Below are 23,203 nucleotides of genomic sequence, written 5' to 3'. Positions count from 1 at the left end.
CCAGAGGGCACCGGGGATATCCCCGGTGCCCGGTGTCCGGAACCCGGACCGGCCCGTCAGTGCAGCGCCAGCGCTGAGCTTGCGCTTGGCCGGCGCAGCGCCGCCCAGGTGACCGCCAGCCCAAGCGCAGGCAACAGTGCAACGCTCAACAAGGCCGGTCCCATCGCTTCGGACAGGTTGCCACCATGCGCAACACTGCCCAGCATCGTCGCCGTCAACGCCGTGCCCAGCGCCCCGCCCGTCTGTTGCGACGTGGCCACAAGGCTGGAGGCCAACCCACGCTGGTGTTCGTCAGGGCCCGTGGTTCCGGCCAGCATGGCAGCGGGAAAGATCAGGCCGATCCCCAAGCCAAGCACCAGAGAGGACGGCAGCAGGTTTGCCCAATAAGAGGTCACCTCGGTCGCCTGCGCAAACCAGACGATCCCCGCGACTTGCAGCGCCAGCCCCAACGCAATGGTCCGCCGCATACCGATCCGGTTGATGAAAACCGCTGATAGGTTGTTTGAGACCACCAGCATCAGCGACATCGGCGCAAAGGCCAACCCGGCATAAAAGGGCGACATGTGCAGCACCGATTGAAGATAAAGCGCCGCAACGAACATCATGCCCGCAACGCCCGCGAAAAAGCTCGCCGCCAAGAGGTTGCCCGCCAGTACCGACCCTGCCGAAAAGATACGGAACGGGATGAGCGGGTCGCGGCTGTGGGTTTCGATCCACGCAAAGGCAAGGAACAACATCAGCGCCGCCCCGAACAGAACAAGGCTTTGCGACAGGCTCAGGACGTGGGATTCGCCAACGCCGAAGGTCAGCGCCAAAAGGCCCAGCGTGATGGTCACGGCCCCCGCAATATCCTTGCCGCCCTTAGACAGATCCTCGGGGCGGTCAGCGGGCACCACAAAGGGGCACAGCAGGATCACGGCCAGCGTCAGAGGCGCATAGACGGCAAAACCCGCGCGCCACCCCAGCCATTCGGTAAAAAAGCCGGTGATCAGCAGCCCAACGGAAAACCCCGCCGCCCCCATGGCACCGTAGACGCCCATGGCCTTGTTCCGTTCCGGCCCCTCGGCGAACATCGAAATGATCAATGCCAGCGCCGCAGGTGTAGAGATCGCCGCGCCGATACCTTGCAGGGCCCGGGCCACGATCAGCACCGTCAGCCCGCCAGCCATCGCTGCAAGCAGCGAGGCAAGGAGGAACACGCTGACCCCGATCAGAAAGACGCGGCGGCGGCCAAAGAGATCGGCGGCGCGCCCGCCCAACAACAGGAAACCCGCGTAGCAGACCAGATAGGCGCTGACGATATACTGTAGCGCCGCCGGAGCGATCCCGAGATCGGCAGAGATCGGGGCAAGCTGCACGTTGACGCTGCCGATGTTCATGCCTTCCAGCAAGAGGGCAGCGCAGAGAACAAGCAGACCGGTCCAGCGCCGCGCGCCAAACCGGACTTTGGTGGAATGTGTCATTTCAGGTCCTTCGAAAATCTCGACATCGACGCGCCAGATAGGCGCTGGCGGACCGTTGATGAAATTGATAATGAGCATCACCTTCATTGACACGGTAGATATATGGACTTTGCCCGCATCGATCTGAACCTTCTGGTGGTTTTCGACACGCTCATGCGCGAACGGCACGTCACCCGTGCCGCATCCAGTATCGGGCTGACGCAATCCGCAACCAGCAGCGCGCTTGGCCGGTTGCGCCAGTTGTTTCAGGACGACTTGTTCGTGCGATCCACTCAGGGGATGCTGCCAACCCCGCGCGCCGAAGAACTGGCCCCCGACATCGCCGAGATCCTGACCCGCCTGCGGGCATTGGACGCCGGCGAAGCACGCTTTGACCCGGCCGCGCTTGAGATGCGGGTTACCATCGGGATGAGCGACTATGTCTCGCTGTTGCTTGCGCCGCCACTGCTGGCGCTGTTGGAACGACAGGCCCCCGGTGTCCGGTTGCGGATCGAACCGGTCAGCGCGCGGTCTTTGCTGAGCCAGATCGACAGTGGTCACTGTGACCTTGCAATTGATTTCTGCCCCGAGGTTCCGGGCTGGGCACAGCACAAGCCCCTGTTCTTTGACGACTACGTCTGCATGGTCTCACAGGGCGGCAGATATGCGGATGTGGACCTGACGCTGCCTGTCTATGCCGCTGCGCATCATTGTCAGGTCACGATCGGCCACAGCAAGCCCAGCGAGATTGATGAGCGCCTTGCCGACCTTGGCCTGCACCGGGACATTGCCGCGCGGGTGCCCAGTTTCCTGCTGGCCCCGTTCATCGTCACGCAATCCGACCTGGTCTCGACCCTGCCCCGGATGCTGGCGCAGAGATTTGCCGATCTGCTGCCTGTCGTGCTGAAGCCCCTGCCGTTGCAGGCGTCGCAGTTTGGTCCCGATTTGATCTGGCATCGCCGCACGGACAAGGACCCGGCACATATGTGGCTGCGCAGGCAGATTGCCCGCGTAGCAGCGGACCAAACCGCTGCCGACAGCGCAGGGCCGGCGCGATGATCACATTTCGGCCAATGACGCTTGGCGCGCGGCCTGTCAGCCCCGACCCGTGACGTCACGCACTGCGCGGATCAGCCAGCTTATGTCGCCCTCACCCAACCGTGCGACATTGACCCGGCCGCCCTTGACCACGTGAATGCCATGATCCCGCGTCAGCGCGGTTTCCTGATCGCCGGTCAGCGGCAGCAAGCTGAACATGCCGGATTGCCGTCCGAGATAGGCCAGATCCTGCGTGCCAAACAACGCTTCTTCGGTATCGACGATCCGCGCCCGGACCCGCGCCACGCGGTCGCGCATCCGGTCAAGATCCCGCAGCCAAAGCGCCTTGAACGCAGGGGTCTGCAAGATCGTCCGTACAACAGAGGGACCGTGATCCGGCGCATGGGACGCACCCGAGCGCACGATGGCCGACACTGCGCGATGGATGCGCTCGCGGTCGGCGGTGCGCGTCTTGACGAACAACGCCCCGGCCCGGTCGCGATAGATGCCAAAGGATTTGGACAGGGTGATGCAGACGATACATTCCGGAAACCGCGCCGCAATCTGTCGGGCCATAGCGCAATCCGCATCAAAGCTTTGGCCGAACCCAAGGTAGGCAAGGTCGATCCAAGGCACGATGCCACGCGCCTCTAGCAGGTCCAGCAGCGCGGCCACCTGCTCCGGGGTCATATCAGCGCCGGTCGGATTGTGGCAGACTCCCTGCATCAGGAAAACATCCCCGGCGCGGGCCTTTTCCAGTCCCGCCAGCATCCGGTCAAAGGTGATCTGGCGGCGCAGCGGATCGTAATAGGGCACATGGGCAAATCTGGCCCCGGCGGCCGTCAGGATCGGAACGTAATTGCCATAGGTGGGTGTTTGCAGCCAGACGGTCGGAGGCTTGGGCATCTGCGCCAGCAGGTCTGCCATGACCCGCAGGGCCACCGCCCCGCCCGAAGTCTGGGCCGCGACCCATTCCGCGCCATAGCTCTGCCCCAGAATCTCGTGTCCCAGTACAGCGCAGTAGTCCGCGTCACCGGTCAGGGCGAGGTAGGATTTCGTCGCCTGTGTTTCGACCAGATGCTGCTCGGCGCGCTTGACCGCCTCCAGCACCGGGGTTTGACCCTCGGCGTCCTGATAGATGCCAACCGTCAGGTTCAGTTTGTCCTTGCGCGGATCGCGGGCAAAGTAATCGGCCCCGATCATGATCGGATCTACCGGGTACTCCTCGACCTTTTCGAACATCGCTTAACCCTTGCCCAGTTCAACCGCGCGGTCGCGGCAGGCAATCATCGCCTTTTCGATCACCGCGCCAAATCCCGCGTCCTGCATCGCTGTGATTGCCGCATGGGTTGTCCCGTTCGGAGAGGTCACGCGCCGGCGTAGGTCCTCCGGCGCGGCCTCGCCCTTGGCGGCCATTGTCGCCGCGCCAAGGGCGGTCTGCACGGTCAGCGCCTTTGCGTCTTCGGGCGGCAGGCCAAGCGCGATGCCCGCGCGGATCATCTCTTCGATCAGCAGAAAGACATAGGCCGGACCGCTGCCCGATACGGCGGTCACGGCGTCCAGCAGGTCTTCGCGGGTGACGTCGACGCAAATGCCAAAGGCGTCGATGATCCTGCGGGCACGCGCCCGTTCGTCGGCGCTGGCCCGGTTGTTCAGAAAGAGCCCCGTCGCACCCAAACCCAGCAATGCGGGCGTGTTGGGCATGGCGCGGGCTATGGCCACCTGCCCGAACAGGTCCTCGAGCATGGTGATGGTGACGCCGGCAGCGATGCTGATGACCAGTTTGCCGTCCAATGTGCCGCCGATTTCCGCCGCAACCGCCGGGATCACCTGTGGTTTGACCGCCAGAACAACAGTTTCGGCACCGGCGCAGGCCATGGCACTCTCCGCGGTCACCGCAATCCCGTGTTCTGCCTGCAACCGCGCCCTTTGATCGGCGTTCGGATCGGCGATGGTGATCGTGTCAGGGCGGGTGCCATTGGCAATCAGACCGCCCGCGATTGCGGCGGCCATATTGCCGCCGCCGATGAATGCAATCTTTTCCATGGCTCAGAACATCGTGTTGTCATGCGCGATTTCATCAGGAATGGGCTGAATGACGTCCCAGTGCTCTACGATGCGCCCATTCTCCAGCCGGAAGATGTCCATGACGGCAGAACCGCGATCGTCCTTGCCTTGGGTCCAATGGGCATGAACGGTCACGTGGTCGCCCTCGCAAAACATGCGCTTGATGTCGAAGTAGGAGTCAGGGTGCGCTGCAAAAAAGGACCGGAAATTCTCTCTGAACGCCTCCACCCCGTCGGCCACACCGGGATTGTGCTGGGTATAAGTGTCTCCGACATAGGCATCCATGCCCTCGTCAACCTTGTGCTCGTTGAAAACGGTCTCCAGAAAAGCTTTGACGATGCGCTTGTTTTCATTCTGGTCGTTCATGGAAAACCCTCCAATCTGTGTTCTGCGTTTAAGGTTAGGTTTGATTTGCCCTGCCTGATGCGGCTCTGGCAGATCCTCAGCGGAGCGGTTGACGCACAGGCCAAAGACCGTGCCATGACGAAGGGCCGTGGGAACGACGGCAAGCACGTCACCCCATCCGGTCCTCCGCTCATTCGTGGCGCGAACGCCGCAGGCCGGCTATGGCCGCGCCCGACGGGCCGCGACGGAAAAGGTGGCCGCGATCCGCGTGGGCGCCCGCCCGCTGTCTCTGGCGATCAGACCACCGATGAATGCGATCCTGTCCATGGCTCAGAAGCGTGTGATGACGGTTGCGCCGACCGACTGGAACTTGTCCATGCTCATCAGCGCCTCGGGAGCCTCGGCAAGGCTGATCTGCTCACCGACCAGCCGCGACGGGTTCAGCTTGCCACTGGCAACCATGTCCAGCATCGCGCCATAGCGGTGCGCCTGCATCCCGTGTGAGCCCAAAAGTTCGATCTCTTGCCCGACGATCTTGGGCATGGGGATGGCGGGGGCCGCGTGGTCGCCCAGCATCAGGCCAACCTGAATGTGTTTGCCGCGCGGCCGCAGGCAGAGGATCGAGTTGGTCATCGTCACAGGATGGCCCAGCGCATCCAGCGAGACATGCGCCCCGCCCCTTGTGATTTCACGAATGGCCCCGGGCACGTCTGCCTCTTTTCCGTTGATCGTCGCCACCGCGCCAAGTTCCTGCGCAAGTGCCAGCTTGGCCGGATCAAGGTCCACGCCTATGACATTCGCACCAGCCGCCGCCGCGATCATCACCGCGGAAAGGCCCACGCCGCCACAGCCATGCACGGCCACCCATTGACCCGCGCTGACCTTGCCCTGATCGATCACCGCCCGGAAGGAGGTGGCAAACCGGCAACCAAGGCTGGCCGCGGTGGCGAAATCCATCGTTTCGGGCAGGGCCACAAGGTTCAGGTCCGCCTGATGGATCGGCACATATTCGGCGAAAGACCCCCAATGCGTGAAACCGGGCTGTTCCTGATGCAGGCAGACCTGTTGATGCCCGGCATGGCATTCGGAACAACTTCCACAGCCGCAGATGAAAGGCACCGTGACCTTGTCACCGACTTTCCAGTTGGTCACGTCCTTGCCGACGGCTTCGACCACGCCTGCCAGTTCATGCCCGGGCACGTGCGGCAGATCAATGTCGCTGTCGTGCCCCATCCAGCCGTGCCAGTCACTGCGGCAGACACCTGTGGCGGCGACCTTCAGCACAACACCATGCGGTTCAGGTGTCGGATCCTCGACCGAAACCAGCTTGGGGGCTTCTTGGAACTTCTCGAAAAGGACGGCTTTCATGGCGGATCTTTCGGTTTGGGCTGCAAGTGACGAAGGATCATAGCGGCGCGCGAGGAAATAGAATTGCCAATCTTATCCAAATTCGCAAAATTCAGGGCAGAAAACCCGCCGAATGACTACACTATGAGAGGTTTCCGCCCTTGCCCCAGATTGACGCCGTCAACGCTCGCATCCTGACCTTGCTGCAAGAGGACGGGCGCATGACCAACGCCCGCCTGTCCGAAACGCTGGGGATGAGCGAAACGCCCTGCTGGCGGCGTCTGAAACGACTGGAAGACAGCGGCATCATCGAAGGCTATCAGGCCAATCTGAACCGCCGCAAACTGGGGCTGGGCGTGATGGCCTTTGTCCAGTTGCGTTGCTCGGAACACGATCAGGCCGCCACGGCCGAGTTCCAGCGCATCGTCGAAACGACTCCCAACATATTGTCCTGCCACAATACCACCGGGGCCGATGACTTTTTGCTGATCGTGGTCGCGCGCGATCTGGACGACTACAGCAATTTCGTTGACAGCACCCTGAGGCGCCTGCCCGGCGTCACCAGCATCCGGTCGAACCTCTCGCTGAAAGAGATGAAGGACTCCAGCAAACTGCCGGTCACGCCCTTCTCGGAACCATGAGACCGGAGGCACTATTTGCGTGAAACCCACCTCCCCTCATGTATGATACCGAACAATCGTCCAAAGGGGAAACCATGCGCCTGCCGCTTGCCACGCTTGAGGTTTTTACCGCGATTGCCCGTCATGGCAGCCTGCGTGCTGCGGCAGATGCGCTGGGATTGAAACCCTCGACCGTCAGCCACCAGCTAAAAACGCTCGAAGACCAGCTGGGCACGGCGCTTTTCATCCGCACCACCCGTTCAATCAGCCTGACCGAGGCAGGGCGAGCGCTGATCCGGGGCACCGGACCGGCCTTTGATCAACTGGGCGAGGCCGTGGAAAGCGCACGCACCACGGGGCACGCCGCGCGGGGCACGCTGAAACTGGCAATGCCAGAGTTCGCCTATCAGTTGTTTCTGGGTGCGCGGCTCAGGAGCTTTTGCGAGACCTACCCGGAAATCGAGATCGAACTGTCCCTGACCGATGCGTTTTCGGACCTGCCGGGCGAAGAACTGCATGCCGGGTTTCGTCTGGGCGACCGTATCGCACAGGACATGGTTGCGGTCCGCCTGACACCCGGCCTGCCTTTGGCCGTGGTGGCCAGCCCCGCCTATCTTGCCCGGCACGGGGCCCCCGTCACCCCGCGCGATTTGCTGGATCACAGTTGTATCCGCTACCGGTTTCAAACTTCGGGCCGGATCGCGGCTTGGAGCTTTGCGGGCAAAGATGGCCCCTATGACGTAGCGGTGCGGGGCAATCTTGTGGTCAACACCCTGCCTGCCATGATCGACCTTGCCCGGCAGGATCTTGGGCTGGTCTACACCTTCCGGGACTACTTTACCCAAGACATCGCACAAGGCCGCTTGGAAGAGGTTCTGCATGGCACCATCGCCGACGCGCCGGGGATCTATTTGTATTTCCCGCGCGAGTATCGCGCGATGATGCCGCTGCGCCTGTTGATGGATCATCTCAGGGGCAAGCAGCCACAGGGATGACGCCCCCTTGGGGCCCAGAGGGCGCGGTTGCGGGTCAGCTATCGTTGCACGGGGCGCAAGGCTCAGGTGACTGGATGCTTGTTACAGCCCACGCCTTTGGAATGGGCTGCAATGACTGTTGCCCGGAACAGGTTCGCCCCATCCTAGCCGCGCGGGCCGATCAGCGTTTCGATCCGGCCCAACCCTTCAATCTCTACCTCACAGGTGTCGCCCGGTTCCAGCGCGCCGACGCCCGCCGGGGTGCCGGTCATGATCAGATCGCCCGGAACCAGTTTCATCGACTGCGACAGGATCGAGATGATCTCGGGTACGGTCCAGATCATCTCGGTCAGGTCACCGCTTTGCCGTGGAGCGCCGTTGACCGTCAGCGATATCCGCCCCTTGTCCGGGTGGCCGACTTCATGCACCGGATGCACCGGACCGATCACCGCGGACTGATCGAAATCCTTGGCCCAATCCCATGGTCGCCCCTGTTGTTTGGCAACGGCCTGTAGGTCACGCCGGGTCAGGTCATTGCCCACCGCGTAGCCCCAGACATGGGACAGGCTGTCGGCCTCGGCGATGTCGCGCCCGCCTGTGCCGATGGCCACTACCAGTTCGGCCTCGTGGTGAAGGTCCGCGGTTTCCGGCGGGTAGGCAACGGTCTGCCCCGTGTCCACCACCGCACCGGCGTGTTTGGTGAAAAAGAACGGCGGATCGCGGTCCGGGTCCTTGCCCATCTCGCGGACGTGGGCGGCATAGTTGCGTCCCACGCAAAAGATGCGACGCACTGGCAGGCGGTCCGTGCTGCCGGCCACGGCCACGCTGGCCTGCGGGGCCGGGTCAAAGACATAATCCATCGGGTTTCCTTTCGTCTGGACGCTCAGCAATAGGCCTCGGGGCCGATCGCCTGGTCATGGGAATAGCGCGCGCCATGGGCCCACCCCAGGGGCAGGCGCGCCTCGATTTCGGCTTTCAGATCGTCGCCCAGCATCATCGACGCCCCGCGCACCAGTTCGTGCAGGTGGCCAATGCTGCGGGTGCCAGGGATGGCATGCACCGCCCGTCCCTGGCTGACGACCCAGGCAATCGCCAGCGTTGCGGTGGGATAGCCAGCCTCGGCCGCAAGGTCGCGAAAGCCCTTGCTGGCGGCAATGTTGCGTTCAAGATTACCACCGGTAAAACGCGGATTGACCTTCAGGAATGGCGCGGCGGCCACCCTTTCGGGCGTGGGTGGACTGTCGGACAGCAACCCGCGCCCGACCGGCGAAAAAGCCACCAGCGCGGTGCCCAGTTCGGAACAGGCCTGCAAAAGGCCCATTTCCGGCAAACGGGTTTGCAGCGAATATTCCGATTGCACCGCCGCCACGGGATGCACCGCCGCCGCGCGGCGCAGGCTGGCCGGGGCGATCTCGGAAAAGCCGAAGGCACCGATTTTGCCCTTCTGCACCAGCCTGGCAAGGCTTTGCGTCACCTCTTCGATCTCGTATCTGGGGTCGCGGCGATGGACATAGAAAAGGTCCACGCGGTCGATCCCCAACCGTTTCAGGCTTTGGTCCAGTTCCGTCTCAAGATGCGTGGCCGAATTATCGAAACAGCGCGTGCCGGTGTCCGGATCGCGGGTGATCGAGGCCTTGGTGGCAATGCGAAAGGGCAGCCCGCCCTTGCCCGCATAACGTTTCAGAAAACTGCCGATAATCGCTTCGGACGTGCCCATGCCATAGACATTGGCCGTGTCCACATGGTCAATCCCGGCATCCAGCGCCGCGTCCAGCAGCTTGTGACTGTCGGTTTCGCTGATCGCCCCGTAAAAGCCTGCAAAGGACATGGCCCCGACGCCCAGCGCCGAAACCTCTGGTCCGCCTTTTCCCAATGCCCTGCGCAACATGGCCCGTTCCCCTTGCTTTTCCGTGGGGCGACAGTGGCCTTCGCACCCCGGCTTGGCAAGCCCCGCGCCCGCGTCGCAGCCGGGGTCCCCGTGTCGCTTTGCCCATTGCGCGCCACGGGCGCATCTGCCAGACAGTCGCTGTGACCGGTCCCGAAGGCGCCACCTTCGGGGGAAAGAGGGAATGCCGTGCGGCGCGAACCTGCGCCAACCCGGCAGCTGCCCCCGCAACTGTAAGCGGAGAGCCGGGCCATAACGCCACTGGAGCAATCCGGGAAGGCAGGCCCAGGCATTGACCCGCAAGCCAGGAGACCTGCCGGACACCCGTGGCCCAGATGGCCGCGGTTCCACCGGACGACGGGGTGTGCGTCTGGCCTGTGTCCTTTCCGGACTCCGGCCGCCTTGCCCCATGTTCAAACTGCTCCGCGCCGGGGATGGCGCGACTTGGACGAGGACGTAGACCGTGACCCTTTTCGCCCATGGCCGTCAGGCCCTGTTGGCCGCATTCTTGGCCCTGCCGACGATGGCACCGGCGCATTTCCTGCTGGAATACACCACCGACACGATGATCGAACGCCCCGGCGATGTGCCGGTGAAGCTGATCTTCTGGCATCCGTTTGACAACGGTCATGTCATGGACATGGAGCGCCCGCAGGAATTCTTCATGATCCATCGCGGCGAAAGAACCGACCTGTTGGACAGGCTTCAACCGATCCGCTTTCAGGGCGCCAGCAACGAGGCCGCGGCCTTCCTTGGTTCCGTCCCGGTGAAACGGTCGGGCGACTACGTTCTGGTGACGGTGCCGGAACCCTATTACGAGGAATCCGAGGATATCTACATCCAGCAGATCACCAAGGCGTTCCTGAACCGCAGCACCCTGCCCACCGACTGGGATCAGCCGGTTGGTCTGCCGGTTGAAATCCTGCCGCTGAACAAGCCGTACAACATCATCGCCGGAGGCACCTTCACCGGGCAGGTGCTGGCCAATGGCGCGCCCGTGGCGGGTGCCGAGATCGAGATCGAATACATGGCCGCCGAACCGGACATGGACAGCTTTGCCGCCAGCGATCCGGTCACCTCGCCGCCCCCCGGTGGCGCCATCGTGGCGATTTCCGACGCAAACGGCTATTTCACCTTCGGCGTGCCCAAGGCAGGATACTGGGGCTTTGCCGCGCTTGGTGCCGGTCCGGTGACCGAACACGAGGGCAAGGAACTGAGCCAGGACGCGGTGATCTGGATCCGCGCCTGGGACCTGGAGTAAGCGGATGCACATCGTCGACGGAGCCTTGTCCAACCCGGTCGTCATCGGCGGCGCCGTGGCTGCGGCGGGCGGCATCGCCCTTGGCCTGCGCGCCCTGCCGCTGGAACGTATCCCGGCAGCCGGGGTTCTGTCGGCGGCCTTTTTCGTGGCCTCTCTGATCCATGTGCCGATCGGGCCGTCTTCGGTCCACCTGATGCTGAACGGGCTGGCCGGGCTGATCCTTGGATGGGCCGCCTTCCCGGCACTTTTTGTCGGGCTGCTGTTGCAGGCGATCTTTTTCGGTTTTGGCGGGCTGACCGTTCTGGGGGTCAACGCGGTCAACATCGCCCTGCCTGCCGTGCTGGTCGGAATGCTGTTCCGGCCCCTGTTGATGCGTGGCAGTCCCATCATGGCGGCGGTCTGGGGTGGGCTTGGCGGCGCACTGGCCATCGCGCTGACGACCCTGATGGTCGCCGTGTCGCTGATGCTGAGCGGGGATGAGTTCCTTGCCGCCGCGCATCTGGTCTTTGTCGCGCATCTGCCGATCATGGTGCTTGAAGGTCTGTTGACCGGCTTTGCCGTGCTATTGGCGCACAAGGTCAAACCGGATCTCTTCCACTCGATGAAAGAAATCGCGTCATGAAACGGGTTGTGCTGGTCCTGACGCTTTGTGCCCTGCCCCTGCCTGCACTGGCGCATAAGGTCATCGCGTCGGTCTTTCCCTCGGGCAGCGCGATAGAGGGCGAAATCGGCCTGTCAAACGGGGAAATGGCCCCTGACCTGCCGGTGCAGGTCTTTGGCCCGGACGGAACCCTGCTGGGAGAGACCGTGACCGACGAAGACGGCTTTTTCCTGTTCCAACCGACCCAGCCCGTCGCCCATACCTTTCGCGCCGATCTTGGTGCTGGCCATGTGGCGGATGTCACCATGTCGGCCGAGGACGTGGCACGCCTGATGGGCAAGGCCCCGACCCCCGCCGCGGTCCCGGTTCAGGCCGTTGCACCCGCCACCGGCGGCAATGCCCTCAGTGACGCCGACCGGGCCGAAATCGCCCGCATCGTCCGCGACGAGATGCGCCCGCTGCGCCGCGAGATCGCCGCCTATCGCGAAAAGAACGACTTGCAAACGATCCTTGGCGGCATCGGCTATATCCTTGGCCTGTTCGGTCTTGGCTTTTACATTGCCGCCCGCCGCCAGTTGAAATCCCGGGACGCCGCGTGAGTCATATCCTGTCCAACAGCAACCCCGCGCTGGCCGAAGCCACGCCCGGCCTGATCGCCGCATTGGATCCGCGCGCGCGCATCCTTGCCGCGCTGGTCTACGGCATCGCGGTGGTGGCGCTGGACAGTCTCGTGGCCCTCGGCGCCGCGCTCGCACTTTCGCTTGGCCTGCTGGTCCTGTCGAAACTGCCGCCCGCGCGCACCCTGAAACGGGTTGCCATGATGGATGGTTTCATCTTCTTCATGCTGGCGCTGCTGCCTTTCACCGTTCCCGGCGACGCGATCTTTACGCTTTGGGGGTATCCCGCCACATGGCAGGGACTTGCCCGTGCCATCCAGATCGGCCTGACCGCCAATGCCGTGGTGCTTGCCCTCATCACCCTTGTCGGCACAATGGAACCCGTGACCGTGGGCCATGCGCTGTACCGGCTCAGGATGCCGGAAACGCTGGTCCATCTGCTGATGTTCACCATCCGCTATGTCGAGGTGTTGCGGCAGGAATACCTGCGTCTTCGGGCCGCCATGAAGGTGCGCGGCTTTCGCCCCTCTACCTCGTGGCACAGCTATCGCAGCTTTGGTTATCTCGTGGGCATGATGATGGTGCGCGCCATCGAACGGTCCGAACGGCTGTTGGGGGCCATGAAATGCCGCGGCTTCGCGGGACGTATCGTGTTGCTGGACGATTTCCGTTACACGACCGCCGATGCCCGCTTTGCGCTGGCGCTTGTCGCGGCGCTGGCCGCCCTTCTGACACTGGATCTGACATGGCGCTGATCGCACTGGATGACCTGCAATTCGCCTACCCCGGCCAGCCGCCGGTTCTGAACGGCGCCTCGATGCGCCTTGGCGAGGGCGAGCGGCTGTCCCTCACCGGGGCCAATGGCGCGGGCAAGTCCACGCTGTTGCGCATGATCCTTGGGCTGCAAAGGCCCACATCGGGCAGTGTCACGATCTTTGATCAGCCCCGCACGCGCGAGTCCGATTTTCACGAGGTCCGCCGCCGCATCGGTCTGGTGTTTCAGGATCCCGATGACCAGCTGTTCTGCCCCACCGTGGCCGAGGACGTGGCCTTTGGCCCGCTGAACCTTGGCAAGACAAGGGACGAGGCGCTGGCCATTGTCGAACAGACGCTCATGGTGCTGGACCTGCAACACCTGCGCAACCGCATCACGCACAAGCTCTCTGGCGGTGAGAAGCGCCTTGTCACCCTTGCCACGGTGCTGGCCATGTCGCCCGAGGTGTTGCTGCTGGACGAGCCGACCAACGCGCTGGACCCCAAGAACGCGGGCCGCCTGACCGAGATCATCGACGCCCTGCCCCTGCCGATCCTGCTGGTCAGCCATGATCCGGTCTTCCGCGAAAAGATCGCGCCTTGCGCGCTGGAACTGCGCGAGGGGCAACTGGTCCCGGTCTAGGGCTCAGTTCTTGCGCGCCGTGACCCGGCAACCGTTCGATACCGTCATCGTCAGGGACCGCCCGTCCGCCGAAAGCCTGCCGCTGGCACTGTTGGTGATCCAGCCATAGGTTTCGGTCGCGGTGTACTGACGCCCGTTCAGGGTGCCTTGCGTCGTCCCCGGCCCCGCAGTGCTGGTGATCGTGGCGCTGAACCCGTTGCCCCCGGTGGACCGATAGGTGCTGGTGCCGGTGGCGATGCCCAGCGGGCAAGTGGCGGACCACGACCATGTGCCCACCATCGAATAGGTCGGGGCGGTGGCCTCCGGGGTCACTTGCGCCGGTGGCGCGGCGGCGACCGTCTTGCAGATCCGGCCCGATGTCGCGGTGATCGCCGCAAGTGCCCGCACCGTGCCAAGATCTTCGACCGTCAGCGCCACACCCGTGGCCGCCAGAAAGCGGCGGAACGCCTCGCGCGTGCGCGGCCCCATGACGCCATCCGCCGCCCCTGCGTCACAGCCCAGCGTGTTCAGATGGGCCTGCGACTTGCGCAGGATCTCGCGCGTGTCGGTTGGGTCTGGTTCCGGGGCCGCGACCGGCTCGGGCTTTGGGTCCGGTCTGGCCTGCAAGGCCTCTTTTTCCGCCCGCAGCTTTTCCAGTTCAGCCAAAGCTGCGGCCAACGCAAGTTCGGCGTCCCGTTCGCTTGTTTCCGGGGCGGCGGGCACCGGGCTTGCGGCCTTCAGCACCTTGGATTGCGCAAGGATCTCGGCCATCGGAACAGCAAAGTTCACATCCCCGGCCCGGCTGCCCGCATGGTGCAGGGCGATCACCTTTTGCGATCCCGCGTCGATCACCGGCGAGCCGGAATTGCCCGGCAGCGTGTCACAGGTGTGCCGCAACCGCTGCTTGGCCAGCGCCGGGCTGTCGGCCTGGCATTTCTCGCGGCTGATGCGTTGCGCCTCGCCCATTGGGTGACCGATGACCCAGAACGGGTCGCGATCCTGTGGCACCGCCGCCGTCAGGTCCAGCGCGCCAAATTCCGCATTGGCATCGCCCAGCACCTGCAAGACGGTGTAATCCAGCGCCTCGCTGGTCTCCAGCGGCACAGGGTTGACGTGAAAGGTCTTTACCCCCTCGTCCAGCCCGTCCCGGGTATAGCCCACGTGGAACTGGACAGCGGCAATGCTGTTGGCTCCCTGCGCCTTCATCTTGGGATGGTTCAGAATGCCCGGGACGCAATGGTGGTTGGTGACGATCCTGTTGCCTTCGACAAGGAAGCCCGTGCAGGGCGCATGGCCCACATTGGTCAGGATCTGCAACATGCCCACGGAACGGCCGGTGCGGGCAAAGACCGAATTCGGCCCATAGTTCGAGATGAACTCGTTATTGTAATCGCCGATCCGCGACTCCAGACGGACATCCCCCAACATGGATTCCGTTCGCGGCGCAACCACCTGCCCAAAGGTCTCTGCCGGGAACAGCATCAGGTCCTGCGCGGCTGCGGCAGTGCTCAGGGCAAGGATTGCGGCGGCGGCCATGCGAAAGACAGGCATGAATGCGGGACTCCGGCTTGGGATTCTCCGGGTACAGTAACATTCTGGGCCCTATCGCGGAGTCTGGAAATCCCCGCCTATACGGGCCTGCTCAGCGCCGCATCAGGTAGGTGTCCATGATCCAGCCGTGTCTGGCCCGTGCCTCGGCCCGCGTCGCCACGATCTTTGGCCCGGTCTCGGCCAGGGGGCCGGCCTCCAGCACCTGTTCCTTCATGCCCAGAAAGCCGCCCCACCAGATGTCGATCCCCTGCGGGTCAAGGCTTTGGAAGGAACATTCCCCATCCAGCATGACCACCACGGTATCGGCCCCCTCGGGCCAGCCGTGGTCGCGCAGCCGCCGCCCGGTCGTGACCATGACCGGGCCATTGACCGTGTTGAAAGGGATCGCGTGGGCCGACGTCAGCGCCTGTAACGCCGTTATCCCCGGCACCACCCGTACACGCGGCGCAGGCGTCAGCCGCGCGGCAATCCTCAGCGTGCTGTCGTAAAGGCCGGGATCGCCCCAGACCAAAAGCGCCACAGGCCCCTCGGGCGCATCGCGCAACGCCGCGACCCAACGCTCGGCGATTTCATCGTGCCAACGGTCCACCCGCTCGGCATAGGGCAGCTTTGGGTCCCGCACCGGCATGTCGAAATGGATCACGCGCGCCCCGGATCCCGAGGCCCGCAGGATCTCGTGCCGCAGTTCGGCCAGATCCTCCTTGGCGGCCCCCTTGCGGGGGATCAGCACCACGGCGGCCTCGCGCAGGGCGCGCTGCCCCTCGATTGTCACATGGTCGGGATTGCCGGTGCCGATGCCGACCAGCCAGAGATCAGTCAAACCCCACCCCCAATTCCGCCATGGGACCATAAAGGATCAGCGCAGGCTTGGTCCCGATTTCATCCGCCAGACGCGCCGACAGGCCCGCCACCGTGTCGCGGTGCAGCGCCTGTTCGGCAGTGCCCACCGCCTCGGCGAGGATCGCGGGGGTGGTGCCCGGCAGGCCCTCGGCTTGCAGCTCCGCCGCCAGTTTGGGGAAGGTCCGCTTGCCCATGAAAACCACCGTCATCGCCCCCGGATCGGCGAGGGCCTTGAGGTCCAGATCCGGCGGCAACGCGCCGCTGACGTCATGACCGGTCACGAATTGCACCCGGCGCGCAGTCAGCCGGCGCGTCAGGGGGATGCCACAGGCCGCCGCCGCGGCCACCGCCGAGGGGATCCCCGGGATGATTTCATAGTCTATCCCGGCGGCGCGCAGGGCGACCTGCTCTTCTTCCAGCCGCCCGAACAGACCCGAGTCGCCGGATTTCAGCCGAACGATGCGCCCGCCCTCGCTGGCATAGTCCACCAGCAGGCGGCTGACGTGATCCTGCCGGGGCGAAGGCCGCCCGGCCCGCTTGCCCACGCCGATCAGGTCTGCACCGGGACGCACGTGGCTAAGGATCGGCCCCGAGGACAGATCGTCGAACAACACAGCATCGGCCCGCTTCAGACGGTCCACGGCTTTCAGCGTCAAAAGCTCGGGATCACCCGGCCCGCTGCCGACAAAACTGACGAAACCGCTCATAAGCCCGCCTCCGCTGCGATAAGGTGAAAGAAGGTGCCGGTGACATTGCCCCGAACCGAACCGGTTTCCGGCACCGGGTTGCCATCGGCATCGGCCACGCGGGCAAGCGGCGCGTCAGGCTGGCCGAGGATCGTTGAATAGTGGAACTCATGCCCGCGCAGGGCCGCGCCCGGTGCCAGCCCCGGCATCCCGGCCTCCAGCACGGCACGGCGATAGCCAAGGTGGAACTTGCGCTTTTCATAAGAGGTCACGAGCCCCAGCAGGCCCGCCATCCGGTGCGAAACGCCTTCCTTGTCGATCAGCGCCTCGCCCAGCGCCATGTAGCCGCCGCATTCGCCATGCACGGGCCGCGTTTCGGCAAAGCGGCGCAAACCTTCGCGGAAATGCCCGGCCGCCGCCAGACGCCCGGCGTGCAGTTCGGGGTAGCCCCCCGGCAGCCAGACGATGTCGGCGCTGTCCTCCGGCGCTTCGTCGGCCAGCGGCGAGAACGGCAGGATTTCCGCCCCGGCGGCGCGCCAGCCTTCCAGCAGGTGCGGATAGGTAAAGGAAAACGCCGCATCGCGTGCCAGCGCGATCCGTTGCGCCGGGGGGCGCAGAATGGCGGATGCGGCTGGTGGGCGGGCCGCTGACGGGCGCAGCCCGGAAGTCGGGGCGTCCGACAGTCCATCCGCCGCCGCGCGAATCCGGTCAAGGTCCACATGCGCGCGCAGGAAATCGGCATAGCCGGAAATCGCCGCCTCAAGATCCGGGTGTTCGATCGCCTGAATCAGACCAAGGTGCCGCTCGGGCAGGGTCAGGTCGCCGCGCCGGGGCAGCACGCCCAGCACCTCGATGCCTGCGCGTTCCATTCCCAGACGGGTCAGCCGCTCATGCCGGGGCGAAGCGCAGCGGTTCAGGATCACACCCGCGAATGGCAGGTCCGGCATGTATTCGCGAAACCCCAGCGCCGTGGCCGCCGCAGATTGCGCCTGCCCTCCCACGTCCACCACCAGAACCACGGGCCAGCCCATGCGCCGCGCGGTTTCCGCCGAAGAGCCGAAACCGCTCTGCCCGCGGGTTGCCACCCCGTCGTATAGCCCCATCGATCCTTCGCCGATGCAGATGTCGGCGCCCTTTGCCTGTGCGCTGATGGCGTCGAGCAGTCCGCCGTCCATCGCCCAGGTGTCCAGGTTGAACGAGGCCCGCCCGCTGGCCGCAAGGTGAAAGGCCGGGTCGATATAGTCGGGACCGGATTTGAAGGGCTGTACCGACAGGCCCTCGTCACGCAGCGCGCGCAACAAGCCCAGCATCACCGTCGTCTTGCCCGTCCCCGAAGCCGGGGCCGAAATCATCAGCCCGCGCGGAAAATCAGTCATCGCCATGTTGCCACTCCGCCCAGGGGCTGTCTGCCGTTTGCGGCCTGTACCGCCGGTCATAATCCGCTGCGTATAGCTGGCTTTCCGCCGTGATCCCCTCACCCAGCGCCGGCCCCACTAGGATCAGAGCCGTCCGCGCGATCCCCTCGTCCACCGCATCGACAAGGCCGCCCAAAGTGGTGCGGATCACCCGTTCATCCGGCCAGCTGGCCCGGTAGACCACCGCGACGGGGCACTCGGGCCCATAAGACGGCAACAGCTCTGCCTGCACCTTTTCCAACTGGCCAATCGACAGGTGCAACGCCAGCGTCGCGCCGGTATTGGCGAAATTGGCCAGTGTCTCGCCCGCGGGCATGGGCGAGGCCCGGCCCTGCGTCCGGGTCAGCACCAGCGACTGCGCCAGCCCCGGCACGGTCAGTTCCGCGCCCAGCGCGGCGGCGGCGGCGGCAAAGGACGGCACGCCCGGCGTCACCTGATAGGGAATGCCCAGCGCATCCAGCCGACGCAGTTGCTCGCCCATGGCCGACCAGACCGAAAGATCGCCGGAATGCAGCCGCGCCACGTCCTTGCCTTCGGCGTGGGCTCTGGCGATCTCGGCGATGATGGCGTCCAGATCCATCGGTGCGGTGTTGACGATCCGTGCCCCTGGCGGGCAATGGGACAGCACCGCCTCGGGCACCAGCGAGCCCGCATAAAGGCACACCGGACATGCGGCGATCAAGTCGCGCCCGCGCACGGTCAGCAAATCGGCGGCCCCCGGTCCCGCGCCGATGAAATGAACGGTCATCTCTGTTTTCCTTCTGCCAGCGCGCAGGTGGCCATTCGGTCGCCCGAGACCACGCGCGTGCGGATCAATTCTGCCCCCGGGCCCGCCGCGGCAAGCGCCGCTGCCTCGGCCACACTGCCTGTGCCGCGCGCCTCAAGGCTGGGGTTCGACGTGGTTGCAGTGCCCTGCGCTTGCAGCAGGTCCGGGGCAATCCCGACAACCGGCAGGCCCATGGTTTCGCCCAAGGTCTGAAAGACGGGGCTTTGCGCCTTGTCCTCTGCCGTGGCCAGATGCGTCAGCCCCTGCCCGCCCGCGCGGTGCAAGGCGTCGCGCAGGCTGTCCACCGTGGCCCCGCTGCGAAACCCGAACCCGGCGATCACAGCGTCACACTCCATTGCACGACGGGATATGCGGATTTCCAGCCCCGGCGCGGGCCCAGCGCGCCCGCCTCGGCCAGTTCGACCCGCAACAGCGTGCCGCCGCGATCGGCCTGTGCCGCGATCAACAAAGCCTCGCTTTCCAACGTCACCGCATTGGCGACCAGCCGGGTGCCTTCGGGCAGGTTGCGATACAGCCAGTCCAGCAAACCGATGCCCAGCCCGCCGCCGACAAAGACCACATCCGGGCGAGGCAACCCCGTCAGGACATCGGGCGCGCGGCCTTCGACCACCTGCAACCGGTCAACGCCCAACGCCTGCGCATTGGCGCGGATCAGACCGATCCGGTCGGCGCGGGGTTCCACGGTGACGGCCTCGACGGTCGGATCGCGCAACAGCCATTCGATGCCGATGCTGCCCGAACCGCCGCCAATGTCCCACAGCTGTTCAAACGGTTTGGGGGCCAGCGCGGACAGGGTCAGCGCCCGCACCGGGCGTTTGGTCATCACGCCGTCACTGTCAAAGAAATCGTCGTCGAGACCGGAGACCTTCGGCAAGGCGGCCCCTTCACCCGCCACCTCGATGGCGGCAACCACCGGATGTTCAAACCCGTCAGGCACGTCCTGGGCCGCGAGCCGTGTCACCTTTTCACGCGGACCGCCCAGCGCCTCCATCACCCAAAGCTGCGAGGTGCCAAAGCCAAGACCGTCAAGGTAACGGGCCAGTTCGGAAACCGCCGCGCCGTCGCGCAGCGTCACGATCAGCCGCACGCCTCGCGCCAAATGCGGGCGCAACCGGGACAGCGGCGCGGCGTGCAATCCCATGCACAGCGTCTTTTCCAGGGCCCAGCCAAGGCGCGCCGCCGCCAGCGAGAAACAGGACACCCCCGGCAAGACCCGCCATTCGTGGTCGGCAAACCGGCGCGCGATCACGCTGCCCGCACCGAACCAGAACGGATCGCCGGAGGCCAGCACCGCAACAGGGCGGCCGCGATAGCGGTCCAGCAGGTCCAGCCCATCGGCAAAGGGCACCGGCCACGCAACTTTTTCGGCCCTCAGTTCCGGCAACAGGCCAAGGTGACGGGGCGGACCCATGACGATCTCCGCCTGTTCCAGCGCGGCACGGCTTGCACCTGTCAGCCCGTCCGGTCCATCTTCGCCCAAACCGATCACCACCAACCACGGAGCGCGCTCAGACATGACCCCGAACCTCCTGATCCTGGGCGGCACGACCGAGGCCACGGCGCTGGCACGGCTGGCGGCAGAGCACGGGATCAACGGCACCGTCAGCTTTGCGGGCCGCGTCGAGCGCCCGCGTCGACAACCCCTGCCGCAGCGCGTCGGCGGGTTTGGCGGGGTTGAGGGGCTGGCGGCCTACCTGAGCGAAAACGGCATCACACATCTGGTGGATGCCACGCATCCCTTTGCCGCACAAATGAGCACCAATGCCGTCGAGGCCGCGCGCCTTGCCGGTGTGCCGCATCTGGCGTTGACCCGCCCCGCGTGGCAACCGCAATCCGGCGACCGCTGGACCCATGTGCCCGACATTCCCGCCGCCGTCAGCGCACTGAATGGCGCGCCGCGCCGGGTGATGCTGGCCGTGGGCCGGATGCATCTGGACGAATTCGCCCCCAATCCGCAGCATTTCTACCTGCTGCGTCTGGTGGATCCGCCCAAGACGCCGCCGCCCTTTGCCGAATACCACGTGATCGTCGATCGCGGTCCCTTTACCGCCGAAGGCGACCGCGCGCTGATGGAAGAGCACGGGATCGACATGGTGGTATCCAAGAACGCGGGCGGATCGGGCGCGTCGGCCAAGCTGGATGCCGCGCGCGCCCTTGGGCTGCCGGTTGTGATGATCGACCGTCCGGCCCTGCCCGCACGGCGCGAGGTCGCGACCCCGCAGGAAGTGCTGGACTGGGTCGCTCATGCCGGGACAGACCGGGGGGTATAGACCCATGGCGCGCCGTTTTCGCGGGTGATCACCCGCGTCAGCGACGACCCCACAAGGACGACGGTGCGCATGTCCGCCATGTCTGGCGTGGCATCGCACAGGCGCACGATACGCAGATCCTCATCAGGTGTTGAAACCGCGCGGGCAAAAAGAATGATGCGCTCGGGCTCGCAGGTTTCGCGCAGAACATCCAGCGCGCGGCCAAAGCCTTCGGGCCGCGACTTGGACCGGGGATTGTAGAACCCCATGGCGAAATCCGCCTCTGCCGCAAGGCGCAGCCGTTTCTCGATCAGCGCCCAGGGTTTCAGGTTGTCGCTGAGGTTGATGGCGCAGAAATCATGGCCCAAGGGCGCCCCGGCCCGAGATGCCGCCGCCAGCATCGCCGTGATGCCGGGCAGCACGCGGATCTCCAGCGCCCGCCATTCCGCCGGGCCGGCCTCGACTGCCTCGAACACCGCCGAGGCCATGGCAAAAACGCCCGGATCGCCCGAGGAGACGACAACCACCCGCCGCCCCTCGCTGGCCATGTCCAGCGCGTGCCGCGACCGGTCCAGTTCGACGCGGTTGTCACTTTCATGCAGGCGCAGCCCCGCGCGCGGGGCAATCCGGCGGACGTAGGGAATATACCCCACGATATCGGTGGCTTCTGCGATGGCGGATGTCACCTCGGGAGTGACCAGCGCCTCATCCCCGGGGCCAAGCCCCGCGATCACGACCCAGCCGCTCATGGTCGCCGCCCCTGCCCGTGTACGATGACGATCGAGAAATAGGGCGAGATCCGTTCCGGCGCGTCGGCCAGCCTGACCACGGCCTGACCGCTCATGCTGGCATATTCCACCAGATAAGCCCGGTCCAGCTTGCCCGCCTTTTCCAGCGCCGACCGGACGCGCGGCAGGTTGCGCCCGATCTTCATGACCACCAGTGCGTCGGCCTCGGTCATGCGGGCCACCAGTTCTTGCTCTGGCAGGGTCGCCATCAGCACCGACAGCACATCATCGCCCCAAGTGACCGGTTCGCCGGTGGCCGTCCATGCCGCCGACATACCCGTGATCGCGGGCACCACGTGAACGGGAGCCTCGTCGCGCAGCCGGGTATAGAGATGCATGAAGGACCCGTAGAAAAACGGATCGCCCTCGCAGAGCACCACCACGTCCTCGCCCGCGGCCACCAGCGCCTTCAGATGGGCGACGCAATCGCCATAGAACTCGGACAGGATCTGGTTGTAGCGCGGATCGCTCAGCGGGATCTCCGTCGTGACCGGGTATTCCATGGCGAATTCCACGACATCGTCGCGCAACATGCCATCAACGATGCCACGGGCGCGGCCTGCGCGGCCCGCCTTGCGGAAAAAGGCCACGTGGCGGGCATTCCGGACCAGCCGGTCAGCGCGCACGCTCATCAGTTCGGGGTCGCCGGGGCCAAGGCCGACGCCGTATACCGTCCCGCCCCTCATTCCGCGCGGCTCGCGATGGCGTTGATGGCCGCAACGGTGATGGCGCTGCCGCCCAGCCGCCCCTCGACGATCAGCGAGGGCACCGGCTGTGCCTCCCACAGGGCGTCCTTGCTTTCGCGCGCACCGACAAAACCCACAGGGCAGCCGATGATCGCCGCCGGGCGCGGACACTCGGGATCTTCGAGCATTTCCAGCAGGTGAAACAGCGCCGTGGGCGCATTGCCGATGGCGACCAGCGCCCCCTCCAACCGTGGCCTCCACAGCTCCAGCGCGGCGGCAGAGCGGGTGGTGCCCAGTTGCGCCGCCAGATCGGGAACCGCAGGGTCGCGCAGGGTGCAGATCACATCGTTCTCGGCGGGCAGGCGTTTGCGGGTCACACCTTCGGACACCATGAACGCGTCACAAAAGATCGGGGCCCCGGCATTCAGCGCGGTACGCGCCGCCGCCACCATGCCCGGCGAAACCTTGACGTCGCGTTCCAGCCCGACAAGGCCCGCGGCGTGGATCATGCGCACCACCACCTGTTCCTCGTCGGCGGCAAAGCGGTCAAGCTCTGCCTCGGACCGGATGGTGGCGAAGCTCTCTTTGTAGATGGCCGCGCCGTCTTTTTCATAGGTGTATGGCATGGA

At 65.1% G+C, this 23,203-nt stretch carries 26 protein-coding genes and 1 riboswitch; of the genes, 9 read left to right on the top strand and 17 right to left on the bottom strand.

The genetic code is table 11. From position 1 onward, the window contains the following. Positions 1-56: 56 nt before the first annotated feature. Positions 57-1,463, bottom strand: a complete 1,407-nt coding sequence (locus tag KJP30_RS00265) for an MFS transporter (protein ID WP_218446960.1) — start codon at positions 1,461-1,463, stop codon at positions 57-59. A gap of 102 nt (positions 1,464-1,565) precedes the next feature. Between KJP30_RS00265 and KJP30_RS00260 the strand changes: the two genes are divergently transcribed. Further along, complete coding sequence (locus tag KJP30_RS00260) at positions 1,566-2,501, top strand: LysR family transcriptional regulator (protein ID WP_218446959.1); 936 nt, start codon at positions 1,566-1,568, stop codon at positions 2,499-2,501. A 36-nt stretch (positions 2,502-2,537) separates the two neighbouring features. Here the strand turns inward: KJP30_RS00260 and KJP30_RS00255 are convergent, their stop codons facing one another. The 4 genes from KJP30_RS00255 to KJP30_RS00240 all read right to left on the bottom strand — a co-directional run bounded on the left by KJP30_RS00255 (position 2,538) and on the right by KJP30_RS00240 (position 6,260). Beyond that, positions 2,538-3,722 carry an aromatic amino acid transaminase gene (locus tag KJP30_RS00255; RefSeq protein WP_218446958.1) on the bottom strand — a complete coding sequence of 395 codons (1,185 nt, stop codon included), beginning with the start codon at positions 3,720-3,722 and terminating at the stop codon, positions 2,538-2,540. A gap of 3 nt (positions 3,723-3,725) precedes the next feature. Then, positions 3,726-4,526, bottom strand: coding sequence for a pyrroline-5-carboxylate reductase (gene proC, locus KJP30_RS00250; protein ID WP_218446957.1), 801 nt, complete (start codon positions 4,524-4,526; stop codon positions 3,726-3,728). Between the two features lie 3 nt (positions 4,527-4,529). Continuing rightward, positions 4,530-5,060, bottom strand: coding sequence for a nuclear transport factor 2 family protein (locus KJP30_RS00245; protein WP_343222723.1), 531 nt, complete (start codon positions 5,058-5,060; stop codon positions 4,530-4,532). A gap of 162 nt (positions 5,061-5,222) precedes the next feature. After that, positions 5,223-6,260, bottom strand: a complete 1,038-nt coding sequence (locus tag KJP30_RS00240; RefSeq protein WP_218446956.1) for a zinc-dependent alcohol dehydrogenase family protein — start codon at positions 6,258-6,260, stop codon at positions 5,223-5,225. 140 nt (positions 6,261-6,400) lie between these two features. On the opposite strand from KJP30_RS00240, the gene KJP30_RS00235 reads away from it, so the two are divergent. Continuing rightward, positions 6,401-6,880: an Lrp/AsnC family transcriptional regulator gene (locus tag KJP30_RS00235; protein WP_218446955.1), complete on the top strand. Its 480-nt coding sequence runs from the start codon at positions 6,401-6,403 to the stop codon at positions 6,878-6,880. A 38-nt stretch (positions 6,881-6,918) separates the two neighbouring features. After that, positions 6,919-7,854, top strand: coding sequence for a LysR family transcriptional regulator (locus tag KJP30_RS00230; RefSeq protein WP_218446954.1), 936 nt, complete (start codon positions 6,919-6,921; stop codon positions 7,852-7,854). 143 nt (positions 7,855-7,997) lie between these two features. Here the strand turns inward: KJP30_RS00230 and KJP30_RS00225 are convergent, their stop codons facing one another. Then, a complete protein-coding gene (locus tag KJP30_RS00225; RefSeq protein ID WP_218446953.1) occupies positions 7,998-8,693 on the bottom strand; it encodes a fumarylacetoacetate hydrolase family protein in 696 nt (231 codons plus the stop codon). 23 nt (positions 8,694-8,716) lie between these two features. Further along, complete coding sequence (locus KJP30_RS00220; protein ID WP_218446952.1) at positions 8,717-9,721, bottom strand: aldo/keto reductase; 1,005 nt, start codon at positions 9,719-9,721, stop codon at positions 8,717-8,719. 128 nt (positions 9,722-9,849) lie between these two features. After that, a riboswitch (cobalamin riboswitch) is annotated at positions 9,850-10,053 on the top strand. A gap of 188 nt (positions 10,054-10,241) precedes the next feature. Here KJP30_RS00220 and KJP30_RS00215 point away from each other — a divergent pair. From KJP30_RS00215 to KJP30_RS00195, 5 genes are read left to right on the top strand one after another with little or no spacing between them, the layout of a single operon-like run. Then, positions 10,242-10,979 (top strand): DUF4198 domain-containing protein, encoded by a 738-nt coding sequence (locus KJP30_RS00215; protein WP_218448387.1) that lies wholly within the window; start codon positions 10,242-10,244, stop codon positions 10,977-10,979. 4 nt (positions 10,980-10,983) lie between these two features. Continuing rightward, complete coding sequence (gene cbiM / locus KJP30_RS00210; RefSeq protein ID WP_218446951.1) at positions 10,984-11,601, top strand: cobalt transporter CbiM; 618 nt, start codon at positions 10,984-10,986, stop codon at positions 11,599-11,601. After that, positions 11,598-12,179 (top strand): NikL family nickel/cobalt ECF transporter subunit, encoded by a 582-nt coding sequence (locus tag KJP30_RS00205; RefSeq protein ID WP_218446950.1) that lies wholly within the window; start codon positions 11,598-11,600, stop codon positions 12,177-12,179. The genes cbiM and KJP30_RS00205 overlap by 4 nt, the downstream gene beginning before the upstream one ends. Continuing rightward, the gene (gene cbiQ / locus KJP30_RS00200) at positions 12,176-12,952 is read left to right on the top strand and encodes a cobalt ECF transporter T component CbiQ (protein ID WP_425515691.1); all 777 of its coding nucleotides are present in this window, start codon (positions 12,176-12,178) and stop codon (positions 12,950-12,952) included. Before KJP30_RS00205 ends, cbiQ begins: the two co-directional genes overlap by 4 nt. Then, entirely contained in the window at positions 12,943-13,593 is a 651-nt protein-coding gene (locus KJP30_RS00195) for an energy-coupling factor ABC transporter ATP-binding protein (protein WP_218446949.1), read from the top strand. Before cbiQ ends, KJP30_RS00195 begins: the two co-directional genes overlap by 10 nt. A gap of 3 nt (positions 13,594-13,596) precedes the next feature. Here the strand turns inward: KJP30_RS00195 and KJP30_RS00190 are convergent, their stop codons facing one another. From KJP30_RS00190 to cbiE, 7 genes are all read right to left on the bottom strand, one after another. Continuing rightward, positions 13,597-15,123: a trypsin-like peptidase domain-containing protein gene (locus KJP30_RS00190; RefSeq protein ID WP_218446948.1), complete on the bottom strand. Its 1,527-nt coding sequence runs from the start codon at positions 15,121-15,123 to the stop codon at positions 13,597-13,599. 91 nt (positions 15,124-15,214) lie between these two features. After that, the gene (gene cobF, locus KJP30_RS00185; RefSeq protein ID WP_218446947.1) at positions 15,215-15,943 is read right to left on the bottom strand and encodes a precorrin-6A synthase (deacetylating); all 729 of its coding nucleotides are present in this window, start codon (positions 15,941-15,943) and stop codon (positions 15,215-15,217) included. After that, complete coding sequence (gene cobA / locus KJP30_RS00180; protein ID WP_218446946.1) at positions 15,936-16,670, bottom strand: uroporphyrinogen-III C-methyltransferase; 735 nt, start codon at positions 16,668-16,670, stop codon at positions 15,936-15,938. Before cobA ends, cobF begins: the two co-directional genes overlap by 8 nt. Continuing rightward, the gene (locus KJP30_RS00175; RefSeq protein WP_218448385.1) at positions 16,667-18,025 is read right to left on the bottom strand and encodes a cobyrinic acid a,c-diamide synthase CobB; all 1,359 of its coding nucleotides are present in this window, start codon (positions 18,023-18,025) and stop codon (positions 16,667-16,669) included. Before KJP30_RS00175 ends, cobA begins: the two co-directional genes overlap by 4 nt. After that, positions 18,018-18,812, bottom strand: a complete 795-nt coding sequence (cobM, locus tag KJP30_RS00170; protein WP_218446945.1) for a precorrin-4 C(11)-methyltransferase — start codon at positions 18,810-18,812, stop codon at positions 18,018-18,020. Before cobM ends, KJP30_RS00175 begins: the two co-directional genes overlap by 8 nt. Beyond that, positions 18,809-19,186, bottom strand: coding sequence for a cobalamin biosynthesis protein (locus tag KJP30_RS00165; protein ID WP_218446944.1), 378 nt, complete (start codon positions 19,184-19,186; stop codon positions 18,809-18,811). The genes cobM and KJP30_RS00165 overlap by 4 nt, the downstream gene beginning before the upstream one ends. Continuing rightward, positions 19,168-20,367: a precorrin-6y C5,15-methyltransferase (decarboxylating) subunit CbiE gene (gene cbiE / locus KJP30_RS00160; protein WP_218446943.1), complete on the bottom strand. Its 1,200-nt coding sequence runs from the start codon at positions 20,365-20,367 to the stop codon at positions 19,168-19,170. Before cbiE ends, KJP30_RS00165 begins: the two co-directional genes overlap by 19 nt. On the opposite strand from cbiE, the gene KJP30_RS00155 reads away from it, so the two are divergent. Then, complete coding sequence (locus tag KJP30_RS00155) at positions 20,366-21,121, top strand: cobalt-precorrin-6A reductase (RefSeq protein ID WP_218446942.1); 756 nt, start codon at positions 20,366-20,368, stop codon at positions 21,119-21,121. The two genes, cbiE and KJP30_RS00155, sit on opposite strands and share 2 nt — an antisense overlap. On the opposite strand, the gene cobJ is transcribed toward KJP30_RS00155, so the two are convergent. Genes cobJ through KJP30_RS00140 form a run of 3 tightly spaced genes read right to left on the bottom strand, consistent with a single transcriptional unit; the run spans position 21,094 to position 23,200 of the window. Continuing rightward, entirely contained in the window at positions 21,094-21,849 is a 756-nt protein-coding gene (gene cobJ / locus KJP30_RS00150; RefSeq protein WP_218446941.1) for a precorrin-3B C(17)-methyltransferase, read from the bottom strand. The genes KJP30_RS00155 and cobJ overlap by 28 nt on opposite strands. Then, positions 21,846-22,574 (bottom strand): precorrin-2 C(20)-methyltransferase, encoded by a 729-nt coding sequence (locus KJP30_RS00145; RefSeq protein ID WP_218446940.1) that lies wholly within the window; start codon positions 22,572-22,574, stop codon positions 21,846-21,848. The genes cobJ and KJP30_RS00145 overlap by 4 nt, the downstream gene beginning before the upstream one ends. Beyond that, positions 22,571-23,200: a precorrin-8X methylmutase gene (locus KJP30_RS00140; RefSeq protein WP_218446939.1), complete on the bottom strand. Its 630-nt coding sequence runs from the start codon at positions 23,198-23,200 to the stop codon at positions 22,571-22,573. Before KJP30_RS00140 ends, KJP30_RS00145 begins: the two co-directional genes overlap by 4 nt. Positions 23,201-23,203: the final 3 nt, after the last annotated feature.

Origin of the sequence: Antarctobacter sediminis (genome assembly GCF_019218285.1) — a bacterium.
Taxonomy (GTDB): domain Bacteria; phylum Pseudomonadota; class Alphaproteobacteria; order Rhodobacterales; family Rhodobacteraceae; genus Antarctobacter; species Antarctobacter sediminis.
This window is presented reverse-complemented; position numbering and strand designations above follow the sequence as displayed.

Coding starts and splice junctions, on each gene's coding strand:
- cbiE (WP_218446943.1), bottom strand. CDS start 20,367: ATGTCTGAGCGCGCTCCGTGGTTGGTGGTGATCGGTTTGGGCGAAGAT.
- proC (WP_218446957.1), bottom strand. CDS start 4,526: ATGGAAAAGATTGCATTCATCGGCGGCGGCAATATGGCCGCCGCAATC.
- KJP30_RS00215 (WP_218448387.1), top strand. CDS start 10,242: ATGGCACCGGCGCATTTCCTGCTGGAATACACCACCGACACGATGATC.
- KJP30_RS00255 (WP_218446958.1), bottom strand. CDS start 3,722: ATGTTCGAAAAGGTCGAGGAGTACCCGGTAGATCCGATCATGATCGGG.
- KJP30_RS00140 (WP_218446939.1), bottom strand. CDS start 23,200: ATGCCATACACCTATGAAAAAGACGGCGCGGCCATCTACAAAGAGAGC.
- KJP30_RS00175 (WP_218448385.1), bottom strand. CDS start 18,025: ATGACTGATTTTCCGCGCGGGCTGATGATTTCGGCCCCGGCTTCGGGG.
- KJP30_RS00155 (WP_218446942.1), top strand. CDS start 20,366: ATGACCCCGAACCTCCTGATCCTGGGCGGCACGACCGAGGCCACGGCG.
- cobJ (WP_218446941.1), bottom strand. CDS start 21,849: ATGAGCGGCTGGGTCGTGATCGCGGGGCTTGGCCCCGGGGATGAGGCG.
- KJP30_RS00220 (WP_218446952.1), bottom strand. CDS start 9,721: ATGTTGCGCAGGGCATTGGGAAAAGGCGGACCAGAGGTTTCGGCGCTG.
- KJP30_RS00145 (WP_218446940.1), bottom strand. CDS start 22,574: ATGAGGGGCGGGACGGTATACGGCGTCGGCCTTGGCCCCGGCGACCCC.
- KJP30_RS00165 (WP_218446944.1), bottom strand. CDS start 19,186: ATGGAGTGTGACGCTGTGATCGCCGGGTTCGGGTTTCGCAGCGGGGCC.
- cobA (WP_218446946.1), bottom strand. CDS start 16,670: ATGAGCGGTTTCGTCAGTTTTGTCGGCAGCGGGCCGGGTGATCCCGAG.
- KJP30_RS00230 (WP_218446954.1), top strand. CDS start 6,919: ATGTATGATACCGAACAATCGTCCAAAGGGGAAACCATGCGCCTGCCG.
- KJP30_RS00265 (WP_218446960.1), bottom strand. CDS start 1,463: ATGACACATTCCACCAAAGTCCGGTTTGGCGCGCGGCGCTGGACCGGT.
- cbiM (WP_218446951.1), top strand. CDS start 10,984: ATGCACATCGTCGACGGAGCCTTGTCCAACCCGGTCGTCATCGGCGGC.
- KJP30_RS00260 (WP_218446959.1), top strand. CDS start 1,566: ATGGACTTTGCCCGCATCGATCTGAACCTTCTGGTGGTTTTCGACACG.
- KJP30_RS00225 (WP_218446953.1), bottom strand. CDS start 8,693: ATGGATTATGTCTTTGACCCGGCCCCGCAGGCCAGCGTGGCCGTGGCC.
- KJP30_RS00205 (WP_218446950.1), top strand. CDS start 11,598: ATGAAACGGGTTGTGCTGGTCCTGACGCTTTGTGCCCTGCCCCTGCCT.
- cobM (WP_218446945.1), bottom strand. CDS start 18,812: ATGACCGTTCATTTCATCGGCGCGGGACCGGGGGCCGCCGATTTGCTG.
- KJP30_RS00195 (WP_218446949.1), top strand. CDS start 12,943: ATGGCGCTGATCGCACTGGATGACCTGCAATTCGCCTACCCCGGCCAG.
- KJP30_RS00240 (WP_218446956.1), bottom strand. CDS start 6,260: ATGAAAGCCGTCCTTTTCGAGAAGTTCCAAGAAGCCCCCAAGCTGGTT.
- KJP30_RS00190 (WP_218446948.1), bottom strand. CDS start 15,123: ATGCCTGTCTTTCGCATGGCCGCCGCCGCAATCCTTGCCCTGAGCACT.